Annotated in this window: 13 protein-coding genes; 5 read left to right on the top strand and 8 right to left on the bottom strand. The window is 63.3% G+C overall.

Annotation, left to right across the window (positions count from 1 at the left end):
* Positions 1–89 precede the first annotated feature (89 nt).
* From NP503_RS01945 to NP503_RS01930, 4 genes are all read left to right on the top strand, one after another.
* On the top strand, positions 90–1,898 hold the full coding sequence (locus tag NP503_RS01945) for an ABC transporter ATP-binding protein (protein ID WP_127271032.1): 1,809 nt from the start codon (positions 90–92) through the stop codon (positions 1,896–1,898).
* Positions 1,899–2,154: 256 nt separating this feature from the next.
* Positions 2,155–2,577: a cupin domain-containing protein gene (locus tag NP503_RS01940; RefSeq protein ID WP_127270176.1), complete on the top strand. Its 423-nt coding sequence runs from the start codon at positions 2,155–2,157 to the stop codon at positions 2,575–2,577.
* Positions 2,578–2,968: 391 nt separating this feature from the next.
* The gene (locus tag NP503_RS01935; RefSeq protein ID WP_127270175.1) at positions 2,969–4,831 is read left to right on the top strand and encodes an ABC transporter ATP-binding protein; all 1,863 of its coding nucleotides are present in this window, start codon (positions 2,969–2,971) and stop codon (positions 4,829–4,831) included.
* Complete coding sequence (locus tag NP503_RS01930) at positions 4,831–6,723, top strand: ABC transporter ATP-binding protein (RefSeq protein ID WP_127271034.1); 1,893 nt, start codon at positions 4,831–4,833, stop codon at positions 6,721–6,723. Before NP503_RS01935 ends, NP503_RS01930 begins: the two co-directional genes overlap by 1 nt.
* Before the next feature lie 19 nt (positions 6,724–6,742).
* Here NP503_RS01930 and NP503_RS01925 read toward each other — a convergent pair whose 3' ends face one another.
* The 8 genes from NP503_RS01925 to NP503_RS01890 all read right to left on the bottom strand — a co-directional run bounded on the left by NP503_RS01925 (position 6,743) and on the right by NP503_RS01890 (position 15,119).
* A complete protein-coding gene (locus NP503_RS01925; protein ID WP_127269920.1) occupies positions 6,743–7,525 on the bottom strand; it encodes an ABC transporter ATP-binding protein in 783 nt (260 codons plus the stop codon).
* Positions 7,526–7,535: 10 nt separating this feature from the next.
* Positions 7,536–8,303 carry an ABC transporter permease gene (locus tag NP503_RS01920; RefSeq protein ID WP_127384037.1) on the bottom strand — a complete coding sequence of 256 codons (768 nt, stop codon included), beginning with the start codon at positions 8,301–8,303 and terminating at the stop codon, positions 7,536–7,538.
* Positions 8,304–8,403: 100 nt separating this feature from the next.
* Positions 8,404–9,411: an ABC transporter substrate-binding protein gene (locus NP503_RS01915; protein WP_127269923.1), complete on the bottom strand. Its 1,008-nt coding sequence runs from the start codon at positions 9,409–9,411 to the stop codon at positions 8,404–8,406.
* 200 nt (positions 9,412–9,611) lie between these two features.
* Positions 9,612–10,910, bottom strand: a complete 1,299-nt coding sequence (locus NP503_RS01910; protein ID WP_127272453.1) for a hypothetical protein — start codon at positions 10,908–10,910, stop codon at positions 9,612–9,614.
* A gap of 106 nt (positions 10,911–11,016) precedes the next feature.
* Positions 11,017–11,748, bottom strand: coding sequence for a histidine utilization repressor (gene hutC, locus NP503_RS01905; RefSeq protein WP_013530484.1), 732 nt, complete (start codon positions 11,746–11,748; stop codon positions 11,017–11,019).
* A 32-nt stretch (positions 11,749–11,780) separates the two neighbouring features.
* The gene (locus NP503_RS01900; protein ID WP_127270512.1) at positions 11,781–12,806 is read right to left on the bottom strand and encodes a zinc-binding dehydrogenase; all 1,026 of its coding nucleotides are present in this window, start codon (positions 12,804–12,806) and stop codon (positions 11,781–11,783) included.
* Between the two features lie 15 nt (positions 12,807–12,821).
* Positions 12,822–14,144, bottom strand: coding sequence for a histidinol dehydrogenase (hisD, locus tag NP503_RS01895; RefSeq protein WP_127272454.1), 1,323 nt, complete (start codon positions 14,142–14,144; stop codon positions 12,822–12,824).
* A gap of 201 nt (positions 14,145–14,345) precedes the next feature.
* Positions 14,346–15,119 carry an SDR family NAD(P)-dependent oxidoreductase gene (locus NP503_RS01890; protein WP_127270780.1) on the bottom strand — a complete coding sequence of 258 codons (774 nt, stop codon included), beginning with the start codon at positions 15,117–15,119 and terminating at the stop codon, positions 14,346–14,348.
* A gap of 130 nt (positions 15,120–15,249) precedes the next feature.
* Here NP503_RS01890 and NP503_RS01885 point away from each other — a divergent pair, with 130 nt between their 5' ends.
* Complete coding sequence (locus NP503_RS01885; RefSeq protein WP_127270781.1) at positions 15,250–16,353, top strand: histidinol-phosphate transaminase; 1,104 nt, start codon at positions 15,250–15,252, stop codon at positions 16,351–16,353.
* The last annotated feature ends 170 nt before the right edge of the window (positions 16,354–16,523 follow it).

Genomic DNA, 16,523 nt, shown 5'->3' with positions numbered 1-16,523 from the left:
TCCGAGTAATTTTATAGAGATAATGCACTCCGAAAGCGGAAGCTATTGCCCTCGATGGCGGCGCTGGAAGAAAGTGGTTTCAAGTCCCCATGTCCTCCTCAGTTCTGAACGTAGACCAGCTGTCCGTCGCCTATGACGGGCGCAAGGGATCGCATCCCGCCGTCAGCGGCGTGTCGCTGCACATCCGCGAAGGCGAAGCGCTCGGCTTGGTCGGCGAGTCAGGATCGGGCAAAAGCTCTGTGGCGCTCGCCATCCTGCGTTATCTGCCGAAGAACGCCCGTATCGCGGCCTCAGCGCTTGAATTCCAGGGCCGCGAAATCCGCGACCTTTCCGCCGAGCAGCTCCGCCGGCTCAGGGGAAATCAAATCGCGGCCGTCTACCAGCATCCGGGCGCGGCGCTCAATCCAAGCATGACGATCGGCCGGCAGATCACCGAGACGATCATGCGGCACCGCCCGGTTCGCCTCGACGAGGCGCGCGAGCGTGCGGCCGAACTGCTCGGCCGGGTCCGCGTCAGCCATCCGGAGCGTGTGCTGGATCTCTATCCGCACGAACTCTCCGGCGGCATGCAGCAGCGCGCCAACATCGCCATCGCGATTGCGCTCGACCCGTCGCTGCTGGTGCTGGATGAGCCGACGACGGCGCTCGACGCCAGCGTCCAGTCCGAGATCATCGCCATCCTCTCCGACCTGCGCAAGGATCACAAAACCAGCATCCTGCTGATCAGCCACGACATCAACATGATCCGCCGCTCCTGCGACCGGGTGGCGGTGATGCAGGCGGGAACCGTGGTCGAAAGCGGCGTTGCGGGCGATGTCTTCGACAACCCCTCTCACGCCTACACCAAGGCGCTCATCGCCTCGATCCCGGCGCTCAACTACACCAAGCGGGACGGAAGACTGGCGGAGACGGACGGCGTGCCAGCGCACCCCATAGCCCAAGGCGAAGACGCCGGCTTGCCAAAAGAACGCCGGGTCGCGATCGCCTGCAAAGGCATCAGTCATGCCTTCGGCAGCCAGCCAGTGCTGCACGGCATCGATCTCGACATCGGCCAGGGCGAAACCTTCGGGCTGATAGGCGAGTCCGGTTCGGGCAAGTCGACCCTGGCACGCATCGTCACCGGCCTGCAGATGCCCAATGCCGGATCGGTCGAGCTGTTCGGCAGGACGGTCGCGCCGCGCGTCGAGAAGAGAAACCTTGCCGAACGCCGCGACGTGCAGATGGTCTTCCAGTCGCCGGATCGCACGCTCAACCCGCGCCAGCGGATCGGTCGCATCCTCGGCCGTCCGCTGCGCCGGCTCGCCGGCCTGCGCCGCAGCGAGGTGAGAGCCCGCGTCGGCGACCTGCTGGCCTCGGTTCGCCTCGCCGGCGCCACGGCCGAGCAGAAGTCGCGCTCGCTGTCCGGCGGCCAGCGGCAACGGGCGGCGATCGCGCGCGCCTTCGCCGGCGTGCCGAAGGTCGTCGTGCTCGATGAACCGACCTCGGCACTCGACGTCTCCGTCCAGGCGACCGTTCTCAACCTGCTCAACGACCTGCAGCGCGACAAGGACACGACCTATCTGTTCATCAGCCACGACCTCAGCGTGGTGCGCTACATGGCCGACAGGATCGGCGTGCTCTATCGCGGACGCCTGGTCGAAACCGGTTCATCCGACCAGATTTTCAAAGGCCCCAACCACCCCTATACGGCCCTGCTGCTGGCCGCTTCTTCCGATGAGGCCGAGCCGAAACTATCCGCTCCAGCCGAGATCGAGGCCACCGGTGTCCCGAACACCGGATGCGCCTTCGCCGATCGCTGCCCCCTGGTCCTGCCCGGCTGCAGAAAGGCAGAACCATCAGCCATGGAGGTTGCGGCTGGCCACCGGATCGCCTGCTGGCGGCACGGCCAGGGTTTTTGAGCGGCTCAACAGCAGTCCGAAGGTCCGCAGCAACTCGGTTTCAGCGGCAGGCAGGTCGTCCGATGCATGGAACCTCTCCGACGGCTGGCGAGGCGGTGCAACATTGTCATAGCGTGCTGATTTGCCGACACTGGAAGCCCGGAGTTCCTGGTGCCCGCGCTGGGCCTGGGTGTTTCCTCGCATACAAATATATTCGTTCATGCTAATATATTGTGGTCATGCACATTCGTTCGTGACGAACATGTGGGAGGATGCAATGAAAACCATAAATCGCAGGTCTGCAATTGCTCTCGGTGTGACGGCTGCCGCGATAACGCCTCTGTTCACCCTGGCGGCGTCCGCGAAGGTCAAGAAATATGGCCCGAAGGAAGGCAAGGAGATTGCGCCCGGTGTCAGGGTGGTTGAGGTCAGCACCGGCGACTCCGACATTCCCGCCTACAAGAGCATCGCAGTCGTCGACGTGGTGTTCCAGCCCGGCGCACACGCGCCTCAGATGGTGATGGACAATGACATGGTCTGCACCATTACTTCAGGCGCATTCACGATCAAGAAAGCCGACAAGGAATTCAAGCTCAAGGAAGGCGACATGTACACCTGCGCCAAGGGCAAGACCGACGAGGCGACGAATACAAGCAAGGAGGTCGGCGTCCATCGTATCGCCGTCCTGATACCTGCCTAGAGCATGATGCCGAAAAGTGTGAAGCGGTTTTCGGACGACATCATACTCTATCTCTTTGATTTAGAGACGGATTCAGATTTCAGCTCGATTCGACCTGAAATCATCCGGCTCTAGCAGACCGGATTCCGGCCGGATGGAAGATCGCACGCCGTCCGGCCGTCGCTCGCGTACAGCCGGATGCTGGCCTCGTCCCGCCAACGCCCTTCAGCAAGAAGATTCCGTCGCTGGTGCCAGCCGGATCGCAGTCGCATGCTCGCTTTCCGTTCAGGCACAGTGCGATACCGGAATTGGCTCTTGAACGGCCAAGTCGGACACGCGTAACATCGCGCCATCTGAATTGAGTCTGCTTTATTAGTCCGGACTACCCTCCGGATTGGTTTGGACATTTCCCTTGAACACGCAAGCAATCGGCGGCGCGCCGGAGCGCGGCAAATCGTTTGCCCATGTGGCGGAAGCCTCCTGGGGCAAGGGCCTCAGCACCTTGCTCCGCATCGTGCGCATGACGCTGCGCCATCCCTGGCAGGTCGCCATCACCATCGTCTCGACCTTTATTGCCGCGACCTTGCAGCTTTTCATTCCCCGCCTGCTGGGCCGCGCCATCGACCAGGCGCAAGGTGTGATGGCCGCGGGTGCCGGCGCTGCCGCGGAACAGGCGCTGTGGAATACGGCGCTGACGCTGCTCGTCGTCTCGATCCTGCGCGGCCTCTTCACAATGGCGCAGAACTACTATGGCGAGGCCGTCGGCCACCGCACCGGCTATGAACTGCGCCTGGCTTTCTACGAGAAGATCCAGCGCCTGAGCTTCGCCTACCACGACAGGGTCCACACCGGCGATCTCATCACGCTCGGCCTGCTCGATCTCGACGGCGTGCGCATGTTCTTTTCCACCGGCATTTTGCGCGTGGTGCTGCTCGGCGTGCTGATCGGCGTCGGCGCCTATCTCCTGGTCAGCACCGATCCCGTGCTCGGGTTGCTCAGTCTGAGCTTCGTGCCGTTCGTCGCCTGGCGGTCCTCGGTCACCCAGCTCAAACTGCGCAGCACCTGGCTGACGTTGCAGGAGCGCCTCTCGGTGCTGAGCCGGGTGATGGATGAGAACCTCGGCGGTATCCGTGTCGTGCGCGCTTTCGCAGCGCAGCGGCATGAGCTGGAAAAATTCGATCGCGCCAAGCGCGATGCACTGGACCTCGCCAATCAGCGCGTCGACATCCGCGTCGCCAACACCAGCGCCATGAATTTCTCGTTCCTGGCCGCCATGGGGCTGGTCCTGTGGTTCGGCGGCCAGAAGGTGATCGCAGGCCAGATCAGCGTCGGCACGCTGGCGCAGTTCCTCACCTTCATGACCATCTTGCAGATGCCGGTGCGCCAGCTCGGGCTGATGGTCAACTCCTTCGCGCGCGCCTCGACCTGCGGCACCCGGCTGTTCGAACTGCTCGACGCCGAGCTCGACATCGAGGACGCGCCCGGCGCCAGGGATCTCGTCGTCAGCGACGGCGTGCTGCGCTTCGACAATGTCGGCTTTCGCTATGAGGGCGCAGGCGGCCGGCCGACGCTGTCCGGCATCTCCTTCGAGGCCCGGTCCGGCGAGACCATCGGCATTGTCGGCCCACCGGGCAGCGGCAAGTCGACCATCGCGCATCTGATCCCGCGTTTCTACGACGTCACTTCGGGTTCGATCACCATCGACGGCCAGGACATTCGTGAGGTGACGCTGAAATCGCTGCGCAAGGCCGTCGGCGTCGTGCAGCAGGACGCGTTCCTGTTCACCACCTCGATCGAGAACAACATCGCCTATGGCAATCCCTGGGCGCGCGAGACCCGCATCGGGCAGGCAGCCGAGTACGCCCAGCTGCACAATTACATCATGGGCCTCCCGGCCGGTTACACCACGGTTGTCGGCGAGCGCGGCGCGTCGCTTTCCGGTGGCCAGCGGCAGCGCCTGACCATTGCGCGGAGCCTGATGCTGCGGCCATCGGTGCTGGTCTTCGACGATTCGACCGCGGCAATAGATGCCGGTACCGAACAGCGCATCCGGGCGGCGATGAAGCGCTTCGCCAGGGACCGCGTCACGCTCATCATCTCGCACCGGCTGAGCTCGCTGATGCATGCCGACCAGATCCTGTTCGTCGAGGGTGGCCGGATCGTCGAGCGCGGCACGCACGAGGAACTGCTGGCGCTCGGTGGCCGCTATCGCGCGCTCTACGATTTGCAGCTGCGGCCGGACGATGAGCGGCCTGTCGTGGCGGGAGCCGCATGATGTCGACACAGGCCGACGACGACAAGGAAGATACCAGCCGCCGGCCGACAAGGGCTGTCGTGGGCTCGCATCGCGACGAGGAAGAAGTCTTCGGCAAGGCCTACGACCCGCGCATCGTCAGGCGCATCTGGAGCTTCGTGAGACCGTATCAGAGCCGGATCTTCATCTCGGTCGCCGCAGTGCTGGTGTTCACGCTGACGCAATTGGCGATCCCGCTGGTCATCCGCTACGCCATCGACCACGGCATGACGGCGGGCAGGCTCGACCAGCCGGTGATGATCGCAGCGATCATCACTTTCGCCGTCATCATCCTGATCAACTATGCCGCCTCCTATGTGCAGGAAAGCGTCGTCGGCAAAGTGGCCGAGAACGTGCTCTCCGACCTGCGCCGGGCCATGTTCAGCCATCTGCAGCGGGTCTCGTTGAGCTTCATGGACAAGACCGAGGTCGGGCGGCTGATGTCGCGCCTGCAGGGCGACGTCAATTCGATGCAGGAATTCCTCGAAACGTCGGTCATGTCGGTGGGCGACATCGTGCTGCTGTTCGGCATCGTCAGCGTGCTTTTGTGGCTGGATTTCCGGCTCGGCCTGCTGACGCTGTCGACCATGCCGGTGCTGTTCATCGTGCGCCTGTTCTGGCTGCCGCGCGCCAAGGTCGCCTTCATGGCCGCGCACGAAACCAACTCGATCGCCAATGGCGCGCTGGCCGAAGGCATCCATGGCGTGCGCACGGTGCAGAGCCTGGAGCGCCAGCACGTCAATTTCGACCTCTATGACGAGAAGGTGCTGGCCAATCTCAATGCCCATCTGACCTCGGCGAAATACGCGCAGGTGATGGTGCCGATCGTCGACACGCTGACCGGCATCGCCATGGCGACCGTCATCGTCGTCGGCGGTTCGATGGTGCTGTCGCACAGCCTCGACATCGGCGTCATGGTGGCGTTCCTGTTCTACATCCAGCGCTTCTTCGACCCGATCCGCTCGCTGACCATGCAATACAGCGTCATGCAGCGCGCCATGGCTTCGGGCCAGCGCATCTCCGAAGTGCTCGACGTGCCGGTCGACGTCAGCGACAGGCAAGGCGCGGTGACGCTGTCGCGCGACATGGACGGCTCGGTCGAGTTCAGGAACGTCACCTTCGGCTATAGGCCGAACCAGCCGGTGCTGAAGAACATCTCCTTTCGCGTCAATCCGGGCGAGACCGTGGCCCTTGTCGGCCCTACCGGATCGGGCAAGTCCAGCTCTATGGCGCTGGTGCACCGCTTTTACGATGTCTGGTCGGGCGAGGTTCTGGTCGGCGGCCATGATGTGCGTGACCTGACCCAGGATTCGCTCGGCGATCAGGTGGCGATGGTGCTGCAGGAGCCGTTCCTGTTCTCCGGCTCGGTGCTGGAAAACATCCGCTACCACAAGACATCAGCCAGCCGCGAGGAGGTGGTGCGCGCCGCACAAGCCGTCGGCGCGCACGATTTCATCGAGAACCTGCCCGATGGCTACGATACCGAACTCGAGCAGCGCGGCGGCAATCTCTCGCTCGGCCAGCGCCAGCTGATCAGCTTTGCGCGTGCACTGGTGGCCGACGCCAAGATCCTGGTGCTCGACGAAGCCACGGCCAGCATCGATTCCTACACCGAGATGCTGATCCAGAAGGCGCTGATCACCCTGCTGGAAGGCCGCACCGGGCTGGTCATCGCCCACCGTCTTGCCACCATCCGCGGCGCCGACCGCATCATCGTGCTGCAGAACGGCGAGATCGTCGAAAGCGGCAACCACGACCAATTGATGGGCCGAAAAGGCCTCTACGCCCGCCTCTACAACATGAACTACGCCTCGTTCGACGACATTTCGGAAGGCGAGCTGGAGTTGGATGCGGCGGTCGGCAAGGCGACGTGATTGGGCCTACCACAGGCGCCTACGCCATTTCGGGGCGTTTTGAACCCTCGCGGATGGCCTTGTGCACGCCGCGCTGCAGATCCATGAATGCAGGGCTTTCCATCACCTCTTCGCGGCGCGGGCGCTCGATATCGACGTTGAAGGTCTGCGTGATGCGTCCCGGGCCGATCCCCATGACGACGATGCGGTCCGACAGATAGACGGCCTCCTCCACATCATGAGTGACAAACAGGACGGTCAACCTGTGTTCCTCCCAGATCTGGGTCAGCAGTTCCTGCATCTGATGCCGGGTCAAGGCATCGAGCGCGCCGAATGGCTCGTCCATCAACAGCATCTTGGGCCGGTAGGAAAGCGCGCGCGCAATGGCGACGCGCTGTTTCATGCCGCCCGAGAGTTCGGCCGGATAGCGGTCGGCGCTGTCGGACAGCTTGACGAGTTCGAGATGCTCCAGCGCGATCCTGCGGCAGGTCGGGCGATCGTAACCGGCGGCCTTGAGGGCAAATTCGATGTTCTGCCGCGCCGTCAGCCAGGGAAGCAGCGTGTAGGACTGGAAGACGACGCCACGGTCGAGACCCGGCTGCAGGATCGGCGCGCCATCGATGCTGAGATCGCCGGCGTCGAAGTCCTGCAGTCCGGCCACGATCGACAGCAGCGTGCTCTTGCCGCAGCCCGACGTGCCGACCAGGGAGACAAACTCGTTGTCGGCAAGATCGAGATTGATGTCGCGCAGCACTTCCGTGCGCCGCTCGCCGGTGCCGAAGCTCTTGTGGAGACCGGCGATCCGCAGTTTGGGGGGGCTCATCGGCTGGACCTCATTGCGAGCGGCCCTCTTGCTTGAACAGCACCTTTTCCAGCGCCTTCATCACCTGGTCGGTGATGAGGCCGAGCAGGCCGAGCAGCAGGATGTAGCCGATGATCGTGTTTGTCTGGAAATAGCGCTGCGACACGGTGATGCGATAGCCGAGCCCCGAAGTCGCGGCGACAAGTTCGGCCAGCACCAGCCAGGTCCATGCCCAGCCCAGGCTGATGCGCAGCGTATCCCAGATGCCCGGCAAGGCGCTGGGAACGACGATGCGCGTCAGGATCTTGCGATCCGGCAAGCCGAGTGTACGCCCAAGGCCAATGAAATCGGCTGGAACCCGTTTCACATTGTCCATGATCATCAGCACCTGCTGGAAGAAGGTGCCGATGAAGATGATCAGGAATTTCTGCGAATCTCCGGTGCCCGCCCACAGGATGGAGAGCGGCACGAAAGCGACGACCGGCATGTAGCGGATGAAATCCACCAGCGGCTCGATGGCCGCTTCCCAGGACCGGAAACTGCCGATCAGCACGCCGATCGGTATCGACAGGGCCGAGGCGATGAGGAAGCCGATGGAGATACGATACATCGAGGCTTTGAGGTCCAGCCACAACGTGCCGTCGGCGGCGAGCTTGGCGATCTGCATAGCTACGCTGCCCGGCGACGGCAGGAAGATCGGCTTTACCAACCCCAGTCCGGTCGCCGCCCACCAGGCAAGGCCGAGCCCGACGAACACGGCCACCGCGATGATCAGGAAGCGCGACCTGGCGATGGGCACGCCGATCCCGGAGGATCGGCGGCGCCTCGCCGGTTTCGTGACCGGTCCTGCCGCCGGTCGCTCCCGGGGCATCTGTGTCACCACCGCGATCCGGCCTTCGTCATTCCGCTGCCTTGACGAAGGCCGGGTCGATCATCTGCTCCGGCGTCACATCGGCCTGCAGCAGCTTGGCGTTCTTGGCGGCGGCTTCGACATCGGCGAAGGTCTTGGTGGTGAAGTCGCCTGTCAGCGCCGTCTTGTTTTCGGCGAGTGAGTAGTAGCGTACGCCGTCAAAGGCGGTGTTGAGGTCCTTGACGTCCGAACCGACGGCCTTGGCGATGATGGCGCGTCCACCGGGCGTGTCGGCATTGTAGTCCTTGAGCGCCGCGTCCCAGCTCTTGATCATGGCCAGCACCTGGCCGGGCCGCGACTTGATCACCTCGTCACGCACCACCAGCACGTCGCTGATCAGGCCGGGATCCTCGCCGGCGGTGAACAGCAGCTTGAGGTCCTTGTTCTGCGCCATGGCGACGGTGAGGTACGGTTCATAGGTCACCGCGACCGGCACCTGGCCGGCGATCAAGGCGCTGCCGGCGTCGGACGCCGGCATCGGAACCGGCTTGACATCGTCGATCGACATGCCGTTCCTGGCGAGCGCGTATTTGAGCAGAATGTCGCTCGTCGTGCCTTCCTCGAAGGCCACCTGCTTGCCCTTGAGGTCCGCGATGGAGGTGACGTCCTTGCCGGCGATGATGGCGTCGGCGGTCATGGAGACGTCGAGCAGCAGCACGATCTTCACCGGAAGGCCGGCCGCGACCATGCCCATCGCCGTGTGGGTGGCGATGTTGGCGGCGTCGAGCTGGCCGCTTGCAAGTGCTGCATTGATGTCCTTGTCCTCGGCGAAATTAACGATCTGGACGTCGCTCAGCCCGTTCGTCTTGAACAGGCCCTTGGCCTCGGCGACATGCCATTGGCCATAGCCGAGCCAGGGCTCGATCCCGATCTTGAACGCTCCTGCCTCGGGCGTGGTGGGAATGGCCGCATCGGCTGCGTAGGCTGCCGGGGCGGCGGCCAGCCCGATGGCGGCGGCCATCACGAGCGCGCGAAATTGTCCTGTTAGGTTACGCATCATCTTTGTTCCCCTTGATGATCAGACCGCTTTTTCTAACCCAGGCAGCCGGTCTGGTGAGACTGCGGGTTTCTGCTCTTGCGGCACTGTGCCTCGGCGTCTTACCTGCCACTTCATGGTGAAGTGCGAGGATATTTCAGCGTCAGCGGGAGCGGATGTCAAGGCTAAAATACATACATGCATATACAAGTTGGAAAGACTCAATTTTCACGCTTTTCCGGATCGATCCGATCGAGGAAACCCGTCACCCGATCGGCTCCGGCAACGGGTTCGCTGCCGACCATGACCGCGACTGAGAAGGCAATGAGGGAGGAGACCCGCGTATGGCTGCGCGCGCCGGCCCGCAGGTTCATGACCAGCGTCGGCGACAGGAAAAGACCGGCCCGCAGCACCGCGCGCCAATCGGCCGGCAGCATGCCGCGCCGTTTGAGCTCCAGCAGCAATGGCCGCCACAGCGCTGTCGCCTTGACCTCCAGCAGGTCGCGGCGGACGGGGCTCAGGTCCCAGTCCGTGTCGACATGGAGCAGATTTCCGTCCAGCCGCGCCTGGGCGCGAAAAGCCTCTGTCGCGGTCGCCGGATCATAGAGCCAGAACGGATGGGCAAAGATGTTGTGGAACGTCGCCTTCACCTCCGCCAGCAGCGTCGGGATATGCGAGCCGGCAAAGGCGGGATCGAAGAAGGACAGTTCCGCCCTCCCCGCCTTAGCCGTGTACCAGACATTGGCGTTGTGGGCGTCGCCATGCGCGACCACGCCGCCGGCATCGGCAAGCCGGTCGGGCCGCAAGCGCACCGCGGCGGCATCGAAAAGCTCACCGACGCTGTGGGTGTACTGCTGGCCGTTGATGACGAATTTCAGCCGGGAAAACCGATCCCAATCCAGCTCGGCACCGGGAAAGACGAACGGCTTGCCGACATAGAAATCGGCCAGCCGGCCGCCTGGTGACAAGCGTGTCTCGGCATCGATCAGCCGCTCATGAAACAGCCTGTGGATCGGCTCCGCCGCCACGTCCTCGCCAGTGACGGGATGCAGCGTCTCGAGATAGACCTTGAGCAGCCTGGCCGACAGGTCGCGCTCGGCAAGAACGGCTTCTTGCCGCTTGCCGGCATCGTCCTGCGCATCCAGCGCGAACAGCACATCCGAAAATCTCGGATCCGTGCGGCGGCGGTAGACAAGGATCTGCTCGCCGGGCTGCGCCGACATGTGTATGGGTTGGTCGACCGGCAGGCCGGCGCGCGACAGAATCTCGGCGCGGTAATACTCGCCCGTCATCCCCTCCTCCCGCTCCTCCTGATGGAACTTGAAGAAGTAGGCCTTGCCGTCGTCTTCGAAGAAGCCGTTCAGGGAATTGAGGCTGTATTTGTCGAAGTTGATGCGCACATTGCGGGGACTCATCGCAAACAGGTCGCCCAGCAATGCCGCCAGCGCGCTTTGTGCTTCGGCAACATCATGCTGCGCGAGTGCCCGGATCTGCGCCGTGCGACTCGGTGTCTGCGTCATCTGTTGTCCTTCTTGGCCCGTCCATTCGAGAGCGAAAGCGTTCTCGTCAGCACATGTATATACATTGGCAACGAAACCGCTCCGACTTGCATTCGTCCTGCTTCCGTTAGCTGCTTTTTGAAGGGGAATAGCGGCTGCCGAGCGAGTAGCGACTGCCGGCATAGGTCAGCTTGCTGATGGTGGCCACCACCGCGCCTGTCCATGTCCGGCGGTGCAGGAAAAGGCAGCAGGCGCCGACATCGATGCCCAGATGCCGCGCCGTCTCGGCGTCGGCCGGGATCGCCGAGATGATATGCTCGACTTCGGTCACCGGGGTTTTCTGCATGAGATAGTCGTAGGTCGCCGTCTTCGAAAAATCCTGCTTGTCGTAATCGGGAATGAGGCTCGGATTGACGAAGCGCTCTTCCAGCTGCACCGGCAGATCATTCTCGAAATTGACGACGACGGAATGATAGATCGAGACGCGCTTTGGAAACTCGAACGACAGCGCCAGCTCCTTTGTCGGCATGATGGTTTCGAGGACGAGGACTTCGGAACGATGCCTGTTGCCGCGCTCGACGATCTCGGCTGCGATGTTGTTGATCTCGATCAGCGTCGATTGCGGCCGCGGCGGCGCGATGAAGGTTCCCACACCTTGCAGGCGGATCAGGAACCCGGCCGAGGTCAACTCTCTGAGCGCCCGGTGAACCGTCATCCGCGACACGCCGAGCGACGCCACCAACTCGTTCTCGGACGGCAGCTTGCGATCCTTGCCCCACCGGCCCGTTCCGATGTTCGCCAGGATGTAGTCCTTCACCTTCTCGTAAAGAGGGCTGGCCGTGTCGGGCAAAGTGATCATTTCAAAAGTCCTTTCCGGCGATTCATCGGAAATCACGACTGCTCGACAGGTTGCCGCATGCGGATGATTGTTTTCAAGCCGTCGCTGTGTCCCGCCAACAGCCGCTCATAGGCAGCCGGAATGTCATCCAGGCCGATCTCCTGGTCGATCAGCGCCAACAGCGGTTCGCTGAGTTCACCTAGCATCCGCACCGCCTCGGGCAGCTCATCGGCAAAGGCGTGGCATCCCAGCAAGCCGATTTCGCGTTCGACCAGCGTATTGGGATCAATGTCGAGGCGGCCATGGAAGATGCCCACCATGGCGATCGTGCCGCCGGGATCGACAACGCCAAGCAACTGGTTGAGCGCCGCGACGCTGCCGGTCGCCTCAATGGCCGCGAGCAGCGGGGCATTGGCGGTTGCGGCGGCAACGGCATCTCGGTTCAGATCGACGATCCTGGCACCCGTCACCTGCGACACGCGGGCGCAGCGGGCCTGGTTGCGGTCGGTTACGAGCACGGTGCCCGCAAAAGTTCGAGACAGCAGCAGCGCGGCAAGACCGCCGATCGGCCCGCAGCCGACGACCAGCACGGAGCCGGCCGTTTTCGGCAGGCGCCGCACCGCGTGCAGCGCCACCGCCAGCGGCTCGGCCATCGCCGCGACCCGCTCGTCGAGCCCGGCATCGATGATATGCAAAAGCCGCGCGGGCAGCACCGCCTGTTCGGCAAACCCGCCGTCGCAGATTTCTCCCACAAAGCCCAGCGACACACAGAGATGCCGCCTGCCGCCATGACATTGCGCGCAGTCTCCGCACCAGAAACGGGAATCGGCGACCACCCTGTCGCCGACGGCGAAGGCGTCCACGCCCGCGCCGATGGCAGTCACCGTGCCGGTCAACTCATGGCCGGCCGTCGAAGGCGACCGGCTTATCCACTGTCCCGTGCGGAAATTGTGCAGGTCCGAACCGCAAATGCCGGCGGCGTCGACCCTGAGCTTCACCCAGCCCGCATCCGGCACGCCCGGCGTGGCGATGTCCTCGATGCGCAAGTCACCAGGTCCATACAGTCGTGCGGCCTTCATCACGATCGCTTCCGCTCAACCGGCGAGATAGCGGTCGCGGATTTCCGAGACCGCGTTCTCATGCGAGCTGAAGCCCTCGTAGCGGGCGAGCCTGCGGGCGTGCAGAGCGAGTTCCGGATAGGCCGCCGAGGTGACATAGCCGATCGACGAGCGCTTGACGAAATCCGTCACCGAAAGCGGGCCGTAAGTCCGCGCCCAACGGCTGGTCGGCAGCACCGCATTGGGGCCGAGAACGAAATTGGCCAGCGTCACCGGCGTGTGCGGACCCATCAGGATTTCGGCGGCCTCGGTGATGCGCCCGAGATGCGCGAATGGCTCCTTCGACAGGATCTCGAGATGTTCGGGCGCATAGTCGTTGATGAAGCGGTAGCTGTCCTCCAGCGACGCCGTCAGCACGATGCCGCCGCGCTTGCCGGTCAGCACCGCGCGCGAAAACTCGACACGCTGCTCGGTCATCCGCGACCAATGCTCGGGAAGTGCAGCAAGCGCTGCTTCTGCAACCTTGCGGCTGTGCGTCACCAGATAGGCCGAGGAATCCGGCCCGTGCTCGGCTTCGATCAACAGGTCGAGCGCGGCAAGGCCGCCGTCAACGCTGTCATCGGCAAAGATGATCGCTTCCGACGGGCCGGCCGGAAGGCCTGTGTTGATGACCGACGACAGCACGCTCTTGGCCGCCACCACCCACGGGCTGCCGGGGCCGACGATCTTGAGCGCGGGCTTCACCGTCTCGGTGCCGTAAGCGACGGCGGCAACTGCCTGGGCGCCGCCGCATTTGTAGACCGTGCCCACGCCGGCGAGACGCGCGGCGACGAGCGTTGCCGCATCCACCGAACCATCCGATGTCGGCGGCGTCACGATGGCGATCTGCGGCACGCCGGCAATCACCGCCGGCACCGACGTCATCATCGTCACCGATGGAAAGGCGCCCTTGCCGCGCGGCACGTAGAGCGCAACGGATGCGATCGGCGTGTACCTGTCGCCGGCGTAGGCGCCCGGCCGGACTTCCTTGAGCCACATCGTCTCCGGCTTCTGCTCCTCATGGAAATGCCTGATGTTGTCGATGCCGAACTGGATGCTCTCGACCACATCCTTTTCCACCTTGTCGAACGCCGCGTCGAACTCGGCTTCCGACACCTGCAGTTCGCCCTCGGCGACATTGGCCTTGTCGAGTTCCCTGGCGAAGCGGATCAAGGCGGCATCGCCTTCGTCCTTGACGGCCTGGATGATCGGCCGGACCTTCTCGACGAAGACCGTCAGATCGGCCTCGGCGCGCTTCAGCAGACTGGCGCGCTGGTCGGCATCGATGGATGACAAATCGTGGAAGCTGATGTCGGACATAACTGCTCGTCTCCTGGAACTCTTGGAACGCAATGACGGTTGGCCCGTGGATGGCCATAGTTCTGCGGGTCGACAGGCCGACCGGGGCAAGGATCAAAGCCGTCGAGAGGCTTCACCGGGCAAAAGTATATACATGTATGTATGATAGTCGCCAGCAATTTTTCCATCATCCGTCGAAACCACGGAGACAAACCTGCCTCGTCAGATCGAGGCGAGAAAGCCGCCATCGACCGGAATGGACTGGCCGGTTATGTAGGCAGCCGCATCCGAAGCGAGGAACACGGCGATGCCATGCAGGTCGTGGAGGTCGCCGAAACGACGCTGCGGGATTTTGGCCAGCATGGAGTGCTGCCATGCCTCGTTGCTGTAGAAAACGTCGGTCATCGCCGTCCTGAAATATCCCGGCGCGATGGCGTTGACCCTTATGCCAAGCTCCGCCCACTCCGCCGCAAGGGCGCGGGTCATGCCGAGCAGGCCCGACTTCGACGAGCCGTATGGCACCGCGGTGGGAATTCCGACTTCGGATGTCAGCGAGCACAGATTGATGATGGCACCAGGACGGCCGGCATCGCGCATCTGCCGCGCGGCGGCCTGGGCGCAGAAGAACGCTCCCTTGAGATTCGTGTCGACGATCCTGTCCCACAGCGCCTCGTCGACATCGAGCGAGGGCCGCACCTCCTCCACGCCGGCATTGTTGACGAGAATGTCGAGACCGCCAAGCAGGCTGGCAGCCTCTGCGGTGGCTGCGCGGCAGCGACCGACATCGGTGACGTCGAGGGCAACGGCATGCGCCACCCCGCCGGCGGCGCGGATGGCTGTCGTTGTGTCCTGTAATGACGCCAGGCTGCGCGCCGAGACCGCGACGTCGGCGCCGGCGGCACTCAGCGCTTCGGCGATGCTGCGCCCGATGCCTCGGCTTGCGCCGGTGACAAGCGCCTTCCTGCCGGAGAGATCGAAGAGAGAAGCGTTGCGCATGTGATCCTCCTTGCCGGCGTCGGTTTCCGCTTCAGCGTCGAGACTATCAGATCAAGTTACATATACAAGCATATACAAACTATTTCGACTACGGTACGGATGACGAAATCCACCGCAGAGGAGCCCACCCGTGTCGAAAGCCTCGGATATGGTCCGCACCGAAGTCAACCGTTTGTCGCCCTACAATTCCGGGCTCACCATTGACGAGGTCATGGAGCGATACGCACCGGCCAGGATCGCCAAACTGGGCTCCAACGAAAACCCGCTCGGGCCCAGCCCGACGCTAGCCACGACGATGCATGCCGGCTCCGAGATGTTCCGCCTCTATCCCGACCCCGCCGGGCGCAAGCTGCGCCAGGCGATCGGCGACAAATATGCCGTCGCCGAGGGCCAGATCATCCTCGGCAACGGTTCCGAAGACCTTCTCTCCGTCATCAGCCGTGCCGTGTTGCGGCCGGGCGACGCGGTCGTCACGCTCTATCCGTCGTTCCCGTTGCATGAGGACTACGCAACGCTGATGGGGGCGACCGTCAAACGCGTTGTCGTCAACGACGATCTCACCATCAATGTCGATGCGCTGGTCGAGGCGGTGCGCGAACGGCCGCGCATGCTGCTGTTTTCGAACCCGATGAACCCGGTCGGCAGCTGGCTCTCCGGCGGCGATCTGTCCAGGGTTCTGGATGCGGTCGGCGACGAGACGCTGATCGTCATCGACGAAGCCTATGCCGAATATGCCAAGGGCGACGATTATGCATCGTCCCTGCCCTATCTCGAAAAGCTGGGCCGGCCCTGGATCGTGCTGCGGACCTTTTCCAAGGCGTTCGGTCTGGCCGGATTGCGGATCGGCTTCGGCATCGTCGGTGACCCGGAGCTGCGCGCGCTGCTCGATCGCGTCCGCACGCCTTTCAACGCCAACGCGATGGCCCAGGCGGCCGCACTCGCGGCACTGGCCGACGACGAACACCTTGCCAGGGTCGTCGCGCTGGCCAATGCAGAGAGAAAACGCGTCGAGACTTTCCTGGCGAGCAAGGGCCTCGATGTCGCTGCCTCCAGGGGCAACTTCCTGTTCTTCAACTGCCGGCAAGATGCTTCCGCCTTCGTCGAAGGCCTGCTGCGTCACGGCGTCATCGTCAAGCCGTGGAAGCAGCAGGGTTTTGACACCTATGTGCGAGTCAGCATCGGCTCGACAGCGGAGAACGACCATTTCATGGCCGTTCTGTCGGAGCTGTTGTGAATACACGCTTTGGTCGGGATTCGGACGGGCAAGTTGACCCGCGCCTTGCGGCTGCGATGTGCCAGTTCGGACACGATGACACTCTGCGGTGCAGTTCGTTGAACGAAGGCAATAGATTTTTTGGGCTTCAAGCCGACAGCAGGCCTTAACTTTCGCGGCGTGGGTTTTTA

Source organism: Mesorhizobium sp. SEMIA396, assembly GCF_024518615.1.
Taxonomy (GTDB): Bacteria; Pseudomonadota; Alphaproteobacteria; order Rhizobiales; family Rhizobiaceae; genus Mesorhizobium.
The sequence above is the reverse complement of the archived record's forward strand: the minus strand, read 5'-3'. Positions and strand labels throughout refer to the sequence as shown.